The following is a 17,212-nucleotide window of genomic DNA, read 5'->3' on the forward strand; positions in this document are numbered from 1 at the left end:
TGCATCACTGCCGAGGAGGCACCGGGCAGCAGCTGTCCTTGGACTGTCGAGCCGAGGCCCGATCGAATGCACCGAAACCGTAGCTCGTCGAAGGAATCCAGCTTCGGGCGCGGAGAGCGCGGGGGCGAACCGGCAGTTCTCAGCTATCGATTCTGCGCGGTGGTGCCGTCAATGATGTCCTTCATCTTCCGCTGGACGTCGGGGGGATAGATTTCGGTAAAGGACGCAGGGGTGGACTGCAGTGACCACCCCTGCTGCAGCCCGTTGTAGAAGTTGTGTTTCCCGTTGAGGGCATTGTGTTCTTCCAGGCTGAACCCGACGGACAGTTCTGTGGCGTAGCCGTCAAGAGTCAGCATCTCGTTTGCCGGAGCGCGGCTGCACCACCCCCACAGCACATCCCGGGGGTCGGTGGGGTTGATATCGTCTTCAAGGACGACCGTGTGGATCACGCACGGGATCTTTCCTTCCTTTATGAGCAGGTTTGCGATTTCGGTGAACAAGCTGACGCGATCACCGGAGTAACGCGACGGCCAGTTCTTGTCCACGGTGACGGTGCATTGGGATCCGGCACTCTCGGGACTGACCCAGCAGTGGGAGACGGGCAGGCCGGCATCCCGAAGCAGTTGGGTGTTGACCATCGAGTGCGCGATGAAGATGAGTGTGTGGTCGTCGTCGACCGGCTTGCCGGCCGGCACCGCGCTCACGGTCGGTTCGGGCACCGAGGAGATCGCGGTGACGTGCCCGACGAGTTCCTCGCAGACCAACGACGGGATCAGATAGCCGGCGCATTCGCCGAACGGCCCTTCGCTGTGCCGTTCGTCGATATTGATGTACCCCTCGACGACGACCTGCGAAGTAGCGGGGACATGCAGGTCCACGGTGTCGCACGGACTCACTTCCAGTGCTTCGCCGAACCATCCGCCCAGGAACGCCGCTTCGTCGACCTGCGCGGGCACGCGCATCCCGGAAACCACAGTGGCGGCTGGCTCGGGCGCCTGGCAGAAGGCGAACGGCATGGGCTTGCCGATCTCCTTCCACATGTTGTAGATCTGGCCGAAATGCTGAAAGTCGCGGGTCCAAATGGTCAGTCGCGTGGCATCTACCCGCATCACTCGACAGACATGCCAGTTGGTCCATGCGCCATCGGGAGTTCGCGCGACCATCGTGCCGAGGGTATTGAGGTACTCGCCGCCGTCGCCGTCGTGCAACAACGGTGCCGGCAACGAGAAAAGATCAACCGTCTCGTGACTGGTGCGAGTGGTGTTTTCGACGACGACCGGCGGGATCAAACGGTGATCTTGCTGGAATTCCATCAGGAACTCCAGGATTTCGAGAGGCTTGGTCTCCCAGGGAAGGCCGAGCGCGGCAGACAGCCGGCCGTAGGGGTTTCGCGAATCCGACGAGAACGGGGTGCAGCCACCCATGAGCTTGTATCGCGGATAGCCTTCGACGGACGTGTACAACACCGCCGGCAGGTTGTTTTCATACGCGTAGCGGATCCCGGCGCCTGCCTCCAGTTGCAACGACACCGGCGCCGTCACGACCTGCACATCGTTATGGCCTTCGAGGACTCCGATGAATTCGTCGATCGATTTCAGACGCCTCATATCCGAACGGGTGTTCGTCATCGCATCCACCTTTCACTCATCTGGTTTCGGCTTGCCGGTCTTGTCACGGGTCGCGTTGCTGGCTGAGCAACTGGCACAGGCCGGCGCTGCTGTGACCCAAGACAGCAAGCGGGCATGTGCTGCACCGTCGTCATCGGGGTTGCGCGTCGACGGCCATTCCCGGTGGCACATCGCAGGATTCTCCGCACCGCGGCAGCACGGCCGTGGCCAGCAAGCGGACCGACCGCTGCCAGGTTTCGCGTTCGTCGGCGGTGTCGTAGCAGTTGAGCAGCACCGTTCCGAAACCGCCCGTCGTGCGGGACAGTTCATTGAGCTTTTCGGTGACGGTTTCGGGAGACCCGACCAGCCAGAGGTGCTCGAGCAGATGATCGAGGCCGATCTCGTCGTCCGGAACGACGGTGCCGTCCGGCAGCGCACCCAGGAGCGGTCCGAGTCCCAGGTGCAGGTACAGCGGCAGCAAGAATTCACTCCAGCAACGAGCCATCGCACTGTCCCGAGCCAGCTGGCGCGCCTCCGCGTCGGTCGGCGCGACCAAGATGTCCTGGACGATCCGCCACTGCCCGCGGTCGGCGGTCCGGCCCGCCGCGGCGGCACCTTCTGCGACGGTGTCGAACTGCCGGGCCAGCTGCCGGCCGTCAGGGGTGATCGCGAGGCTCACCGGGAGATAGCCACGGGCTCCCGCGAGCCGCAGGTTTGCCGAACCGGCGGTCATGCCCGCCATCGCGATCGGCGGTCGGGGGCGTTGCAACGGCTCGAGGAAGTAGCCGAGTGTCGGCAGGGAACCGACCGGGCGGTCCATGTTCCAGAATCGGCCGCGGTACTCAGTCGGTCCCTGCGCCCAGAGGCCGTCGATGATGTCAAGGGCTTCGAACGTCATCTCGCGGTTGAGGCCGGACTGATGCTCAATGGCGAACAGTTGCCGATCCGTGGGCAACGCGCTGATCGCGGCGCCGAACTGATACCGGCCTCCGCTGAGGTGGTCGAGATAGGCTGCCCGGTGGGCCAGTTCGACTGGGTGGTGGTAAGGCAGCAAGTGGCCGAGCGGGCCAAGTTTGATCCGGCGCGTGAGCATCAACGCCTGGGCGATCAAGAGGTCGGGTGCTGGGCATGGGGACCATCGGGCCGTGTAGTGCTCCCCGATCCAGACTTCGTCCAGCCCGGCTTGCTCAAGAAACTGAATCTGAGCCAGGTCCTGTTCGTGCCCGTCGACGACGGACCGCTCCGGCGGGTGGGAGTTGATCAGAAATGCTCCGAGTTTCATCGGTACACGCCTTCCGGTGCGAATCACGCGTCGTTCTGGTGGTGCGGAACGTCTTCGGCCGACTGGCCGCGGGGCCGCACGGTCTTCGCCGTCCCGCCGGGTCGGGGTTGACCCGGCGGGACGGCGGATCGCCAAGAGCACCCCGCCCACCGGGTCATCGGCCTGCTCAACAAGAACGGATACCGGCGGCAACGTCGTCCGCATCGAGCATCACGCGCCGAACGCAACGATATGCCGGTGTCCATTACGCCCAACGCTGAAACAGGCTGTGTGTGATGCCGAACTGATCGAGCACTTTGCCCGCAGTCTGTTTCAGCAAATCCTCGATCGTGTTCGGGCGGTGGTAGAAAGCCGGCATCGGCGGGAGCACCACTGCCCCCGCGAGCGTGGCTGTCTCCATGTTGCGGATATGGACCAGGTTCAGCGGTGTCTCGCGGGTGACCAGCACCAGTTTGCGTCGTTCCTTGAGGCACACGTCGGCGGCGCGGGCGACCAGGTCGACGGTGATTCCGTTGGCGATGCAGCCCAGTGTTTTCATCGAGCACGGGATCACGACCATTCCCATGGTGGTAAACGATCCTGAAGATATCGCGGCGCCAAGGTTGCCGGCGTCATGGACGACGTCGGCCAGCAGCTCGAATTCACCGACGTCCATGTCCATCTCCATCTTGATGGACAGTTCGGCGCCCCGGGTCACCACCAGGTGCGTCTGCACGTCGGGGATCTCGCGCAGGGCTCGCAACAATGTGTAGGCAAGGTGGGGTGCGCTCGACCCGGACATCCCCACGACGAGCCGCTGGCTGCCTGCCTGGCTCATCCGGACTGCCCCGCTCGGGCGGACGGCAGCTTCTCCAGTGCCGCAACCCGCACTTCGGGCGGATAGTTCACCTCGAACTTGGTTCGCGGCGGAATCGCCACCCCGGGCGGCGGCAAGAGGTTGAAGACCACCTTGTCCACGCCGGACGCTCCGTCGAAACCGCTGATGAACGGCGATACGGCCCAGATTTTTTGATTGCGGAAAACCCCGTTGGAACGCGAATGAGAATGACGCGTGGCGGGTGCCCCGATCAATTCGTTCGGATCGTGTATATCGAGGTCGTCGGTCACGACAAGGATGGTCTTGAGGGGGAAGCCGGCCTTGGAGTGGAAAAAGAGTTCACCCAGCCCGCGAAGCTTCTCGAGAAACTCGCGCAAGTCCGGCGTTCCTGCCATTCCGGGCACCCCAATCCAGCACTGTTCGGCAGGCACCGATGTTACGGCCGAGCCGGTGTCTGGACCATGCCACGATCGATGTTTCCGACGCCCAGCGCCGCTCGGAAGAACAGCACCGTGAGTGGTCATATCACCCTTGTGAGTCCACGGAAGCGTGACGGGAGACCGGTGCCGCTGTCGCCGGAGCAGCCTGCCGCGGCGATGGCGGACCGAGGCGCGGGGCTGGCGTTTGGGCGGTCCCGACAGGCTGCCGATGCTGTTCGCCGTGAACGTTCCGGAAACGGTGCCGCACGAGGAAATGACCGAACATCTCGGACGCAAGAAACACCGGGACAATCCTGGCCGTGCTTCGAAGACTGTGGTATCGGACGCTGCAGGCGAAGTACGGACCGACGTTCCACTGAATCGAGAAATCACGTTCGAACCCAAGATTAGGAAGAAGTGGCAACGTCGGATGTGGACCGGGCAGAGAATTCCAGAACGCCGTACGCGACTGGTTTGCCCGCTCGAACCGGTCGCGACGAGCGCCGCTGAACTTCGGAGGTTTCCGACGTCGTCGGCGGGGGCGTCGAGGCTGTCGGCCTCGGCCCGCGCCTCGACGCACATCGGCACCCAGGTCGCGGTCAGCGTGGCCACCGCCCTCTACGCCCCGGCCGGGCACCCCGCTTCGCAGTTCGATCTGTCGTCGGTGCCCGGGGCGGCCACGAAGACCTACGACGCGGCTGGCCGCGTCAGCACCAGCACCGATCCCGACGGGCCACGTCACCACATTCGCCTACGACGCGAACAACCAGGTGACGACGAAGACGGTCGCGAACGGGACTGTCACCGAGCAGACCGAGTACGGCGACGACACCCTCGGCGACCAGACCACCCAATCCGTGCACAAGGGCGCCGCCGTCCTCACCACCACCACCGCCACCTACGGCCAGCGCGGCAAGCTGACCGGCGTCACCGACCCGCGAGGGAACGCCGCCGGCGCGAACCCGAGCGACGACACCACGACCGTCGCCACCGACGCCGCCGGCCGGGCCGTCACCGTCATCGCCCCCGCGGTGGCTACCGAAACGAGCGGCGGCGCACCCGCCTCGACCCACCCGATCAGCCAATACGGCTACAACACCTTCGGCGACAAGACGACCGTCTCCGACCCCGACGGCAACATCACCACCAGCACCTACGACGCCGACTCCGAACTGCTCGGCGTCTCCCGACCCGCCTGCACCCCACGGGGTTCCACGACCTCGATCACCCCGCTGACCACGTACACCTACAACTCGCTCGGCCAGCAGACCTCCGCTACGGACCAAGCCGCCTACGACGAACTCGGCCAAACCCTCACCGCCACGCAGATCGTGCGCCGGCCGACCAGCACCGCCTACACCTACGACCCCACTCAGACCCTGGGACCCGATCCGCTGGGCAAACCGCTCGCGGTGACTGGCAGGTCATGTGCATGTCGTGGCCGCAGGCGTGCGCCACCGGCACCTCCTCGCCGCCGGTGCCTGTTCCGGTGGCGGTGCTGGCATAGGGCAGCCCGGTCTGTTCTCGCACCGGCAGGGCGTCCATGTCGGCGCGCACCGCGATCACCGGTCCCTCGCCGTTGCGCAGCACGCCGACCACACCCGTGCGGCCGATACCGGTATGTACCTCGAGGCCCAGCGCGGTCAGCCGATCGGCGACGATGCCGGCGGTCCGGTTCTCGGCGAATGACAGTTCCGGATGAGCGTGGAGATCCTTGTACAGCGACTCCAGTTCCTGCTGGAATGCCGGGTCGAGCGTGGTAACCCAGTCCATAGCCTGCCCTCTCCCTGCTCACTGACGCGCCGGGTCCACTACAGAACAGTCCGAGCTTCAATGCTTCCCTCGACGATATCCAAGGTACCCGCTGACTTCGCGGGCAGCGCGCGGCCGTGGAGCCGAATATCCCGTCGACTGCGACTGAACCACCGGCTTATCTGAATGCGGCATCTTCCCTTCCTGGCTTGGTTGAGACAAAAGCCCGCCTTGATCTGAGAGGACGGTTCGCGAGCCTTTATTGACCCGAGCCCCATGGGGTTCACTCGTTCGATGATGCAAGCGGACGTGCCTGCCGCCGAAAGCGTCCGCGCACGAGGCCGCCTGACCGACCGCCTCAACCGGGCCGAACCCTCCCCGGTCGTCGTGGGACGCCGCCAGCCCGGCACGACAGCCGGGCCATCGGTCTGCCCGCACCCCGCTCACCTGCCCGAAACGGGCAACGCCCCTTCTGCCTCCTTCCTCTGGGGCCATGATGGGACACCGAGGTGCAGAAACCCCGGCACCAAGACCGCGCACAACGCTGTCCTGAGCATCGGATCGCGCCAAGGCACCGAGCCAAGGCACCGACTACGCAGCCGCCCAGGCGCTCGAGGCATGCGCCGTGGAACTGACCGTGAACCCCCAGGACGCGAAGGCCGTGGCCGACGCAAAGACGAAGGCGGAAAGTTTCCCGGCTAACCGCAACAAACACACCCGCGACTCGCGCTGTGTGTCGTCCGCGTGGGTGGCCGTGTGCGACCTGGCCGCCGGGGCTGGGCGGTCCGTCTGGACGACATCGATTCCTTCACCGACCGGCACGTCTCCACGACCGAGGACCCGGAAGGCGAATCCGGGTTCGTGGAGTAGACGTCAATCTGGGAGCCCTTTCACTCACCCTCCGGGGCCCGGCACGGACGCGCGCTCTGAGCACCGGCGGGAAGACCGATGCGAAATCAGCCGTCCTCGCGCGGTTTTTCCGCGGAGGGGGAAGCGAGCAGGGAATTGCGGCGTCCGTAGGCGAAATAGATCGCCAGTCCGACCGCGAGCCAGATCCCGAACCGCAACCACGTGTGCGGGTCGAGGAAGGTGACCAGCCGCAGCGAGAAACGATCCCGACGATCGGCACGAACGGCATCCCGGGACACTTGAAACCGCGGGGCAGGTCCGGGCGCCGGTAGCGCAGGACGATCACCGAAACGCAGACGACGACGAACGCGAGCAGGATGCCGATGTTGGTCAGCTCGGCCGCTTCGCCGATCGGCAGCAGGCCCGCGATGACCGCGGAAGCGGCGCCGAGCAGCCAGGTCATCCGGGTCGGGACCTGCTTGCTCCGGTGCGTCTTGCCGAACCACTTCGGCAAGAGCCCGTCCCGGCTCATGGAGTAGCCCACTCGCGAGGCGCTCATCATGAAGGTGAACAACACCGTGAGGATGCCCAGGATCGCGCCGATCGCGATCACCGCGCCGAGGACGGGAAGCCCGACCGAGCCGAACGCGCTGGAGAAGGCGCTTTCGGAGTTGATGTCGGTGTACTTGACCATGCCGGTCAGCACCAGGCAGGCCAGGATGTACAGCACCATCGAGATCGCGAGCGAGTACAGGATCGCCTTGGGCATGTGCTTTTGCGAGTCCTTCGACTCCTGCGCGGCCGTGCTCATCGCGTCGTAGCCGAACGCCGCGAAGAACACACGGTGGCCGCGCCCGCGAACGCGCCGGAAATCCCGAAGGGGAAGAACGGGTTGTAGTTCCCGGTCTTGATGTGGAACGCGCCGACCACGATGACGACGAGGACCACGGCGACCTTGAGGTAGACCAGCGCGGTCTCGAACCGGGCTGCCTTCTGCGTGCCGAGGTTCAGGATCCAGGCGATGAGCAGGCAGAGGAGCACCCGCGAACAGGTTGATCTTGTACGGTCCCGCGGCGACGCTGGCCGGTTCGGTTCTCGGCGCGCCCATCATCCACTGCGGCAGGCCGATGTGCAGGAAACCGATCAGATCGTTGAAGTAGCCCGAAATGCCGATCGCCACCACGGCGACGATGGCGGTGTACTCCAGCAGGAGATCCCAGCCGATCGCCCAGCCGACGATCTCGCTGCGGAGGTCGATCGGGTCGCGTGGCCGTTCAGTTACGGGCGGCGGGTCCTTTGGCCGTGGAACGGGCAGGTCGGCTCGAACCGGGTTGGGGCGGACGCGCCGGGTGGATGCGGCCGGTCGAGGGGCGTGCGGACGCGCGCGGCACCCGGGGAGCAGGCGCTGGGCGCCGCGCGCGGGTCAGCTGTGCCGCTAGGGGGTCACCAGTACTTTCCGGCGGCTTCGAGCGCGGCGATCATCTCGTGGGTGGCCTGGTCGCCGGGAAGGCCGAAGGAGTTGAGCACGTTCGCCCAGTCGAGAGTGTCCCCGGACTGGCTGAGGCCGTTGATCACGCCCTGGTAGAGCGGGTTGGGGTTCAGCACGTCGCGCGGCATGGGGGCGGGGAAAGCGGGGCCGCCCCAGGTGATCGGGGCGGACGGGGCGAGCATGAGGTCGCCGGAGTTTTCGAAGGCGGCCGGGTTGTGCCACGGGCTGCGGTCGGGGTTCTGGTCGCCGTAGGCGGTGTGCGCGGTGTTGAAGCGCTGCATTTCGCCGATGAAGCCCTGCGCGTTGGAGACCGGGTTGACCGCGTTGCAGATGATGTCGTCGTGCCGGCAGATGTTCGCGACCTTGATGTCGCCGAAGTTCCGCGGCCCGGTGGTGTGCATGCCGGGGCCGTCCGGGGCGACCGACATGATGCCGCCGGCCGGGCCCTCGACGCCGGTCGTGTGCACGGCGTGCCGCGGGTCCGCGATCAGCACGGCGTTGAGCAGATTGTGCGGTACGGCGTTCTTGCTCGCGAGGCTCGCGACGACGTTGCCGGAGATCAGCGCGCCGAACGAGTAGCCGACGAGCGTGATCGGGGCGCCGGGGCAGGACTGGTGGAAGTCGGTGACCTTCTTCTCCAGCGCGGGGCCCGCGTATTTCTGCGTGGTGTCGAGGTCGTGCGGTTCGACGACCGGGATGATGCCGTCGTCGTAAAGGAATTTCTCCAGGTGCGCCCCGGGCGGCGGGACAGTGCCGTTCCTGTCCCAGGTGCCGCCGGTGGTGCCGTTGGTGTGGCCGTCGGTGAGGAAGTACACGTGGCTGCAGTCGGCCGCCGACGCCGGTGCGCCCGCGCCGAGGACGGTCACGCCGGCCGCGGTCACCGCTCCGGCGAGGAGCAGGCAGGTTTTTTTGAGAAGTCGCAAGATCTGGTCCCTCCAGTGGTCCCGGGCGCGGCTGCCCGGGGCGTGCCAGCAGTTTCCGGGCGCGGTGATCGTCTGGTCAAGAGTGTGCGGAGGGGGAAAATCACTGGCGGCGGCCGATTTCATCCAGATTCCATCTCGCGAGACTGGGCCGGCGGGACGAGCTCACGGGCAGCGGGACAATCCGGCGAGTGCGCGCGTGCGGGCCACCGGGTTCGGCGCCCGGTCGGTCAATGCCAGCACCGCCGTGAACTGGTCCGCCGCCTGCTGTTCGCGCCGAGCGGCCAGGTAAGCCTCGCCAAGGTGGGTGCGAAGCATGATCATTGTCTCGAGCGCGTCCGTGTCCACCATCTCCAGCGCGGCGAGCTGGTGGCGGATCGCGGTGTCCGGGTCGCCCCGCAGCGACGACACCGCGCCCAATTCGGTCAGCGCCTGCGCGTGCACCCGGACGTTGCCGGTGCGGTGCGCGAGCTCGACGGTGTCGGTGAGGACCCGCGCCGCTTCGGCGAGCTCGCCCGAGTCGCGCAGCAGCTGGCCGAGCAGTCCGAGCATGGAGCAGAGCCGGCGGTTGTCGCCGATGTCCGCGGCCAGCTCCACGGCGGCGCGGGCCTGCTCCAGCGCCTGGTCGTAGCGGCCGTTGTGCTCATGGACCATCGCGAGGTTCGGCAGCAGGGTGAACTTCGGGATCGCGTATCCGAGCCGGTCGGCTTCGGCGAGTGCGCGTTCGAGGTATCCGGCGGCTTCGCGGTATCGGCCCAGTGCCCGCGCCGCGGCGCCGAGGCCGGCCAGCGCGCGGGTCGCGCCCTCGTCGTCGCCGCTGCGGGCGAATCCTTCCTCCGCACGGACGAAACAGTCCCACGCCTGCCGGTACGCGCCGCGCATGCCGTGCACGTGCGCCAGTTCCATCCACAATGGAGCGTCGTCGGAAGGCCGGGCGGCGAGGACGGATTCGTGGATCCGGCGGGCGTCGCTGAACCAGGCGTGCATGGTGAACGGCTCGGAGAGGATCGTCGCGATCCGGGCCGCCGCGGCGAGCCGGTCATTCGCCGCGGCGTACTCGACCAGTTCCACGAGCGCGACCCGGTTGCCGGTCAGCCACGCGTTCGCGTCGGCGACGTCTCCGTCGCCGGTCAGGCACCCGCGGACGTCGCGGGCGGCGGCTTCGTAGTGGGCGAGAACTCGGTCCAGCGCATGCGGATCCGGGATTTCGCGGGCAAGGCGCCGGGCGTAGTCGGCGGCCAGGTCGTGCAGGCGGTACCGGTCGAGCGAGACGAGGTCGAGCAGACTCGCGTCGACGATGTTCTCCAGCAGTTCTTCGGCCTCGGCCGGGGAGACGGCGGCGAGGGCGGCCACGCAATTCTTGTCCAGAGTCGTGCCGGGGATCTCGCCCAGCAACCGGAACACTCGTTGCTCTGCTTCCGGAAGTCGTTGATAAGAAAGGGAAAACGCGGCCTCGATGCTGCGCGGCCCGTCGGCCAGTTCGGTGAGCCGCCGCTCGGCCAGCCGGGCGGCGAGGTGTGCGAATGTCCATTGAGGACGGCTGCGCATCCGGGCCGCGACGATTCGCAGCGCGAGCGGCAGGCCGCCGCACAGCCGGGCGGCGGCGCGCACCTGCTCGGGTTCGGCGGCGGCGCGGGAGTCGTCGACCAACGCGGTCATCAGCTGCGCCGCGACCTCTTCGGACAAGGCGTCGAGGGTGAGCTGGCGGTCGGCGTCGAGACCGGCCAGCCGGCCGCGGCTGCTCACCAGGACCGCGTTGCCGCTCCCGCCGGGCAGCAGCAGCCGGACCTGATCGGCCGACGCGGCGTTGTCGAGGACGAGCAGAAACCGGGCGCCGGCGGTCCGCGCGCGCCATAGAGCGGCGCGTTCGTCGAGGTCGTCGGGCACTTCGCGGTCGGCGATGCCGACGGTCCGCAGGAGCCGGCCGAGCGCGTCCGGCGCGGTCAGCGGCGCGCGGCCCGCGGTGTAGCCGTGCAGGTCGAGGAAGAGCGCGCCGTCCGGGTACGCCGGGCGCAGCCGGTGCGCGATGTGCACGACGGCCGCCGTTTTTCCGACTCCGGCGATGCCGTCGACCGCGGCGAGCCGGGGTGTGTCGCCGGGGTGCCCGACCAGCGAGTCGGCGATCTCCTCGACCGCGGCCTCCCGCCCGGCGAGCAAGACGTCAGGCGGCAGTTCGTCGCGGCCCGCGCCGCGTGGGGTTTCGACGGCCGCGGCGTCGTCCCGCAGGATCGCTTCGTGCAGAGCGCGCAGCGTGTGACCCGGCTCGACGCCCAGTCCGGCGACCATCCGACGGCGCAGGCCGCGATAGTCGGCCAAGGCGTCGGACGCCCAGCCGCCGCGGTAGCGGGCCCGCATGAGGAGCGCGACGAGCGGCTCGTCGTGCGGATGCGCGGCGACCAGTTTGGTCAGCGCGTCGATGGCGGTCGTCAGCCGGTTCTGGCGGAGCCACAGCTCGGCCAGCTGCCGCCACGCGGCGAGACCGCGGCCGGCGAGCCGTTCGCGTTCCGCGGCGGCGTGGTCGCCCGGCAACCCGGCCAGGGGTTCACCGCCGAGCAGTCCGGTCGCCTGGGCGAGAGCGGCCTCCTCGTCGGTGACGCGGCGGGCGGCACGCGCTGTTTCGAGCAGCTCGTCGAGATGCGCGGCGTCGAGGTAGGCGTCCGCGGCGAACCGGTACCCGGCGGGGCCGCTGCTGATCACCTCGCCCGGCACGCCGGCCGCGCGGAAGGCGGCGCGCAGCCGGTAGAGGTACACCGAAACCAGGTTGGATTTGCTCGACGGCGGCCTGCCGCCCCAGACCATGCGCAGGAGGTCGTCCGCGGTGCGCGCGCGGCCGCGGTCGAGCAGGAGGACGGCCAGCACCGCTTGCTGCCGAGCCGGGCCGAGCGCGATCGGCCGGTCGCGGTAGCGGGCGCGGACCGGCCCGAGCACGGTGAACCGCAACACCGGACCGGACTCGTCGCTGCCGATGACTGCCCCCACGTGCCGGATCACCCGCATGGGTGACGCTGCTGGTACGGGTGATCATTCTAAGTCACCACGGCAAGGAAATCAGGCCAGCTCCGCTTCGGGCATGCCGGGCGGGCTCGCGCAAAGACGACAGTGAGATTTCGGGGCATCGGGTTTCCTGCCTCCGCTGCTCGTCGGATCAGGACAGCGTGTGGGCAGGCCCCATCACGCGGCCCGCTTTGGCTGGCACACGTCCTCAGCCGGGTGAGGCCGGCGCGGGGGTGCTCGGTGCGTCCGTCGCGCGCGAGCGATCATCGGCCGGCTCGCTCGCGCGAAGCTCAGGGCTGTCAGCTCTCATCTCCGCGATGATCGCATCGAAAATGGGGGTGCCGGGCAGGTCGGCGGACTTCCGTGTCATGGCGCTCCGGTTGTTAAGCCGAAAGTTTCTCATTCGGCGAAGAGGTCGTACCGGGACGTTCTCGTCGATGCACTCGAATGAGATCGCCCGTGAGGGGGAGATCGGCACTGTGCGTTTGTCACGGGGTAACGCCCCGTGGTCGCGGATCGCGGTCTCATTGTCCCGCGCGAAAGCCCAAAAGGGGAAAGGCCATGGGTTTCCTGCGCTCGACGGGTTTCCGCGAATTCTAACCGAGCGCGGCGCCCGCACCCGGCCGCGCGGTCTTTCGGAGGTTCAGATTCCGCTTCCAGGTTCGCGGTGTGGAAACGCCCTGGAAATGCTTTTCCGGGAACGACATCATTCCGGTCGTCGCGCGCCGAGGAGAGGCGAGGTCCGGGGGGTGCTGCAGGAGATCATCTTTTTCGCAACCGGGGTGATGCGTCATCTTGATTTCCGGCGACCGCTCCACTGTCGCCTTGGCGGGAGCTTCCGCTTGGGAGGCGGCCGAGTCCCACGATCGGCTCCTCGCCGAGCCGGGAGGCGCCGCGGTCGCCGACGTGAGAGAGCGCAGTCATGCGCTGATCACGTACCCGTCGGGGCCACCGGGCACCCGACGGGCGCGATGCTGACCCATCAGAACCTGCTTCCCCGAGCTTGACCTGCATCTCGGTGTGCCATCTGGAAACGGCCACGAGGTCAACCTCGTCGCCGCGCCGACGTTCCACATCGGCGGCACTATCGTCGTCCAGCGGTCGGGCGTGTTCGACTCCGGGCAGGTGCGGAGGTTTCTTGAACGGGAGCTGGTCAACAGTGTCTTCCTCGTGCCGGTCCAGTGGCAGGCGCTGTGCGACGAACCCTCAGCTGGCGTGCGCGATCTGTCTGCGCTGCGCTGGCTGAGCCGGGGCGCGGCTCCGGCGACGGATGCGTTGCTCCGGCGGATGGCCGCGACTTTCCCCGCCGCGCAGAACGTGTCGCTGTTCGGCTAGACCGAGATGTCGTCGGTGGCGTGCGCTCTCGACGGCAATGACGCGCTGCGCAAGCTGGGGTCGATCGGGAAGCCGGTGTCCTCGGTCGCGATCGGGATCGGGATCGTCGACCCGGACATGAACGACGTCCCTGACGGAGGGGTCGGCGAGATCGGTTACCGCGGCGCCGGCCTGATGAGCGGCTACTGGAACAAGCCGGAGGCGGTGCTCGACCCGGGGGAGTTCACTTCCCGGCGGGAAAGGGAAGGCGCACGAGTGACGGCTGCCGCAATGCAGGACGAGGGATTCCACGTCCGGGTTCTCGCTGCGGCGGGCCGAGAACCTGACTGCCGCCGAGGCGGCTGGTCATGGCGAGCTGGGGTTCTCGGCTCAGACCCGCATCGCCGAGCGGCGCGCGGCCGGCCAGTGAATGACCAGCCTGTGTCGCGCGTCCACAAGCGCCCCGCAGGATCCAGAATTCGACGAATCCATGCGCCGCGACGTATTCGACGAGGACCACGAGTCCTTCCGCACGGCCCTTCGGCGTTCATCCAGTCGGGGTCGCGTCGTATCACGACAAGCGGTTCACCGCCCGGCATCGCGCCGCGCGAGCGGTACCGCAAGGTCGGCGAACTGTGCATCTTCGGCATCAGCGTGCGAGTGAGACCTCTCCGGGAACGCATGGGATCCCCGCACTCGACTCGGCACGCTGTACCGCATGGAGCGACGCCGGCGGCGGGCGGCGAAGAGGTGCCGCGAACATCGCGAGATTCGGCGGCACGGTCGTCCTGACCACCGGCGGAAGGTGCGGTCGGGTGCTGGCTTCGGCGACGATGCCATCTCCAGGGCGCGGGCCAGGCTCGTGGCTTCCCCGCATCGTCTCGGCGAGCGGCTGGTGCCGTGCGGCTCCAGCCGTCGCGGTCGCACCGGTGCCGGCTGATTGTGTCAACGTCAAGCCAGTGCAGCGCCGGTGCGTTCATCGGCTGCGACGAACTCACCGGCACCGGCGTCTGCGACCACCGTCGGATGGTCGTCGGGCCGAGTTGACGGTGTGGGCTCCTACACCCGTGCCCGGCCGTCGCGGACGGCGTGCACGACGGCTGCGACTGCGGCGACCACGCCGAGCCCGGCCATCGTCGTCCAGACGAGCACGAAGGCGTGCTCGGAGGGCGCCCGCGCGAGGGTGTGGGCCGACAGGATGCCGCCTAGTACGGCGGCGCCGAGTGCCGAGCCGAGGACGGTGGACAGCTCGTAGATCCCCTGGCCCATCGATACCTCGCCGTCGCGCAGTTCGCCGACGACGACGGCGCGCGTCGACCCCTCGACGAAGCCGAGGCCAGCACCGGCGAGAGTGACGAGTGGAAGGTACTGACCGACCGAGCCGTGGAACAGGATCAGCCCGACTGCGCTCAAGCATGCGCATGCGGCCCCGAGCGCCATCACCCACGAGTACCCGATACGACGTCCGAGCGGTGCCGTCAGCGTCGCCATCGCCGCGGCGACCCCGAGGATCGGCAGGAACATCAGAGCGATGTGCGAGGCGTCCAAGCCCAGACCGTAGCCGAGCTTGCCGCGCGGCAGTGCCATGAACGTGGCGCTGGCGACCTGGCCGCCGACGATGCCGAAGTAGACGCCGACTCCGACCAGGTAGACGGGCACCAGCGTCGGCCGGAACAGGAACCGCAGGTCGGCCAGCGGCTGCGCGACGCGCAGTTCGACCACCACCCACACGGCGAGGACGGCGACCCCGCCGACCACGGCGGCGACGCTGCGGGCCGACGTCCAGCCCCAGGTCGGGCCCTCGTCGAGCCCGAGCAGCAGCGCGGCCAGCCCGACCCCGAGCAGCGCGATGCCCAGCCAGTCGATCCGTACGTCGAGGTTGCGCACGAACCCGGTCTCCCGCCCGGCCCGCAAGGCAGCGAACCCGGCGATCAGGCCGGCCGCCGGCAGCCAGGTCACCAGCTGCGGCCCGTCCGAGAGCTTCACCAGGAGACTTGTGCTGACCGCGCCGACGGCCGTGCCGAAGAGCAGCACCGACGACAGGTACGCGACCGCCCGTCGGGTCGTGTCCGCGCTGTGGCGGGTGCGGACGATGCCGAACATGAGCGGCAGGAACGCCGGGAAAGTGCCCTGCAGGAAGCGCCCGGCGAGCAGAACCGGGAAGCTCGGCGCCGCGGCGATCAGGATCGTGCCGACGAGGACCACGCCGACCTCGACCTTGAGTACCTTCCGGTGGCCGTATACGTCGCCGAGCGCCGCGAACACCGGGGTGGCGATCGCACCGGCGAGCGTGAAGACGATCAGCGCCCACGACAGCGTCGCGATGTCGATGTGGTACTTGGCCGCGAAGGTTGGATAGAGCGGACTGAAGTACAGCTGCAGCACGCCGCTGAACAGCTCGACGAGCATCAGCGGGACGAGCAGCGTGCCCAGTCCGGCGATGCGCGCGGCGGCGTGCGGCTGTGCGGTGGGGACCGCGTCGCCGGGGGTGTTGGTGGTCATCACGGTCTCCTTCAGACCGGGTCGACGTGGCCGGCCAGCCGACGGAGCGCGAGTTCGCTGTAGACGGCCGCGCCGTCCGCGAGCACGCCGTCGTCGAACTCGGCGAGCGGGGAGTGGTTGTACGGCGCCGTCGCCGGGTCGCGCTCGCCCGGGCATGCGCCGAGGAAGACGAACGACCCGGGAACCTCGTCGAGCACCCGGGAGAAGTCCTCCGAACCCATCGCCGGGTCCGGCCGCCACTTGAACCGCTCCTCGCCGTGCACCTCCGCGATGACGTTCGCGGCGAACTCGGCCTCGGCGACGTCGTTGACGGTCACCGGGTACTGCTCCTGGTAGTCGACGTCGACCTCGAGGCCGTGCGCGGCCCCGACTCCCTGGCAGACACGGGCGAACCCGTCGCGCACCCGGGCCTGGTTCTCCTTGGAGAACGAGCGGACCGTGGCCGAGAACGCCGCCTCGGCGGGGATCACGTTGGTCGTCGTACCCGACGCGAACCGGCAGACCGACAGCACGACCGGGTCGAACGGGTCGAAGGTGCGCGTCACGAATGCCTGCAGCGCGGTCACCATCTCGCACGCGCCCGGGATCGGGTCGCGCGCCGTGTGGGGCGCCGAACCGTGGCCGCCCGCCCCGCGCACGGTGACGTGCACGGCGTCGCAAGCGGCCAGCGCCGGGCCCCGCCGGGTGGCGAACAGCCCGGCGGGGAGGCCGGCTGAGCTGACGTGCATCCCGTACGCCGCGACCGCGCGGGAGCCGGAGGCGTCCAGGACGCCCTCCTCGACCATCAGCCGCGCACCGTCGCAGCCTTCCTCGCCGGGCTGGAACATGAAGACCACGTCACCGGCGAGCCGGTCGCGCCGGCCGGCGAGCAGGTGCGCGGCGCCGACCAGCATCGAAGTGTGCAGGTCGTGCCCACACGCGTGCATCGTCCCGGTGGCGGCAGCGAAATCGACGCCGGTGCGCTCCGCGACCGGCAGCGCGTCCATGTCGGCGCGGAGCAGCACGGCCGGGCCAGGCCTGGCCCCGCGCAGGACACCGGTGATCGAGGTCAGGCCGGTGCCCAGCTTCAGCTCCAGCGGAAGACCGTCGAGCGCCGCGAGCACTCGCTCCTGGGTGCGAGGCAGGTTCAGGCCCACCTCCGGGTGTGCGTGCAGCTCGCGGCGGAGCCGCACGAGGTCTCCGCGGAGCTCGCGCGCGTCATCGAGTACGACAGACAAAGCAGCTTCTCCCTCTTCGGCCGCCTGACATCCAGCGGGTGGGGGAGTAT

10 protein-coding genes and 3 pseudogenes are annotated in these 17,212 nt (G+C 68.3%); 1 reads left to right on the forward strand and 12 read right to left on the reverse strand.

All coding sequences use genetic code 11. The annotated features are described in order from the left end of the window. Nucleotides 1–143: 143 nt before the first annotated feature. The 10 genes and pseudogenes from ACZ7SW_RS29175 to ACZ7SW_RS29220 all read right to left on the reverse strand — a co-directional run bounded on the left by ACZ7SW_RS29175 (nucleotide 144) and on the right by ACZ7SW_RS29220 (nucleotide 12,132). On the reverse strand, nucleotides 144–1,628 hold the full coding sequence (locus ACZ7SW_RS29175; protein ID WP_470233561.1) for a UbiD family decarboxylase domain-containing protein: 1,485 nt from the start codon (nucleotides 1,626–1,628) through the stop codon (nucleotides 144–146). A gap of 130 nt (nucleotides 1,629–1,758) precedes the next feature. Then, a complete protein-coding gene (locus ACZ7SW_RS29180; RefSeq protein ID WP_470233562.1) occupies nucleotides 1,759–2,889 on the reverse strand; it encodes an LLM class flavin-dependent oxidoreductase in 1,131 nt (376 codons plus the stop codon). 244 nt (nucleotides 2,890–3,133) lie between these two features. After that, on the reverse strand, nucleotides 3,134–3,706 hold the full coding sequence (locus ACZ7SW_RS29185; protein WP_470233563.1) for a UbiX family flavin prenyltransferase: 573 nt from the start codon (nucleotides 3,704–3,706) through the stop codon (nucleotides 3,134–3,136). After that, a complete protein-coding gene (locus ACZ7SW_RS29190) occupies nucleotides 3,703–4,101 on the reverse strand; it encodes a hypothetical protein (protein ID WP_470233564.1) in 399 nt (132 codons plus the stop codon). Before ACZ7SW_RS29190 ends, ACZ7SW_RS29185 begins: the two co-directional genes overlap by 4 nt. A 775-nt stretch (nucleotides 4,102–4,876) precedes the next feature. Then, on the reverse strand, nucleotides 4,877–5,014 hold the full coding sequence (locus ACZ7SW_RS29195) for a hypothetical protein (protein ID WP_470233565.1): 138 nt from the start codon (nucleotides 5,012–5,014) through the stop codon (nucleotides 4,877–4,879). 9 nt (nucleotides 5,015–5,023) lie between these two features. Next, nucleotides 5,024–5,146, reverse strand: a complete 123-nt coding sequence (locus tag ACZ7SW_RS29200; RefSeq protein ID WP_470233566.1) for a hypothetical protein — start codon at nucleotides 5,144–5,146, stop codon at nucleotides 5,024–5,026. A gap of 383 nt (nucleotides 5,147–5,529) precedes the next feature. Next, nucleotides 5,530–5,898: pseudogene (locus ACZ7SW_RS29205) on the reverse strand (M20/M25/M40 family metallo-hydrolase); the annotation flags it as partial. 935 nt (nucleotides 5,899–6,833) lie between these two features. Next, a pseudogene (locus tag ACZ7SW_RS29210) lies at nucleotides 6,834–7,969 on the reverse strand (APC family permease); the annotation flags it as partial. A gap of 200 nt (nucleotides 7,970–8,169) precedes the next feature. Then, a complete protein-coding gene (locus ACZ7SW_RS29215; protein WP_470233567.1) occupies nucleotides 8,170–9,138 on the reverse strand; it encodes a cutinase family protein in 969 nt (322 codons plus the stop codon). 162 nt (nucleotides 9,139–9,300) lie between these two features. Then, complete coding sequence (locus ACZ7SW_RS29220) at nucleotides 9,301–12,132, reverse strand: AfsR/SARP family transcriptional regulator (RefSeq protein ID WP_470233568.1); 2,832 nt, start codon at nucleotides 12,130–12,132, stop codon at nucleotides 9,301–9,303. A 1,017-nt stretch (nucleotides 12,133–13,149) separates the two neighbouring features. Between ACZ7SW_RS29220 and ACZ7SW_RS29225 the strand changes: the two are divergent. Beyond that, a pseudogene (locus tag ACZ7SW_RS29225) lies at nucleotides 13,150–14,235 on the forward strand (AMP-binding protein). A 267-nt stretch (nucleotides 14,236–14,502) separates the two neighbouring features. Here the strand turns inward: ACZ7SW_RS29225 and ACZ7SW_RS29230 are convergent. Both ACZ7SW_RS29230 and ACZ7SW_RS29235 read right to left on the reverse strand, forming a co-directional pair. Further along, a complete protein-coding gene (locus ACZ7SW_RS29230; protein WP_470233569.1) occupies nucleotides 14,503–15,945 on the reverse strand; it encodes an MFS transporter in 1,443 nt (480 codons plus the stop codon). Between the two features lie 11 nt (nucleotides 15,946–15,956). After that, nucleotides 15,957–17,162, reverse strand: a complete 1,206-nt coding sequence (locus ACZ7SW_RS29235) for a M20 metallopeptidase family protein (RefSeq protein WP_470233570.1) — start codon at nucleotides 17,160–17,162, stop codon at nucleotides 15,957–15,959. Between the last annotated feature and the right edge of the window lie 50 nt (nucleotides 17,163–17,212).

This window comes from Amycolatopsis sp. NPDC114484, from assembly GCF_055633755.1.